Consider the following 858-nt stretch of genomic DNA (forward strand, 5'->3'; position numbering starts at 1 on the left):
TTTTTTTGTTTGCCCAGCATGGGCAAACTCTAACGGGTTAAAGTCCCTAACGTGTCCTAGTAACGGAAAACGTCTAGTTGAAGACAAGGGTGTCCACCGCGAGGTGGAATCTGAAGGAAGTCTTAGACAAATCTCTGGTCCGACGAATAGAAATCACATAAAAGGCGAAGTTTGAGGATAAGACTGCAAAAGAAGTTAAAGCCCAATAGTTACTGGAACGATCAAACGGTGTAAATGTGGCGGATAGATGGGGAGGAAGAGTTTGCATCTTAACTGGGGAGATCTCACTGGACTGTACCAACCCCTTGTAGTGATACAAGACTGGTTAGTGAGAAGTCAGCCATAGTAGTGTAGAGGTCTATTGAAAGATAGAATGAGCGAAGGGCTGAACAATTTTATCGTTACGAAACTCTCGATTGGGAAGCAAGAAGTAACTGGCAAATGCGGAAAAGTTTATCGACTTCCACGAGAAAGAAAGGAACTAACAAACATGTACGAAAGAACTCTACTGGCGATAATTCTGGATAAAGAGACTCTTAATCAAGCCTATAAATAAGTGCTAAGGAATAAAGGAGCCGCTGGGGTCGATGGAATGACAGTTAAAGAGCTAGGGGCATACTTGGCAGAAAACAAAGAGTCAATCATCCATGAGATAAAGCAAAGAAGGTACCACCCGCAACCTGTTTTACGGATTGAGATACCCAAACCCAATGGAGGGGGTCGACTATTAGGGGTTCCTACTGTCGTAGATCGTGTGATACAACAAGCGATTGCCCAAGTGTTAACGCCGCTATTTGACAAACAATTTCATGAGGATAGCTATGGATTTAGACCACGACGTTATGCGGAAATGGCCAT

At 43.5% G+C, this 858-nt stretch carries 1 pseudogene; it reads left to right on the forward strand.

Annotated features, from left to right (window positions below):
• Nucleotides 1–592 precede the first annotated feature (592 nt).
• A pseudogene (locus AC5KOD_RS02515) lies at nt 593–858 on the forward strand (group II intron reverse transcriptase/maturase); the annotation flags it as partial.

It is taken from the genome of Vagococcus sp. WN80Y, from assembly GCF_059621045.1.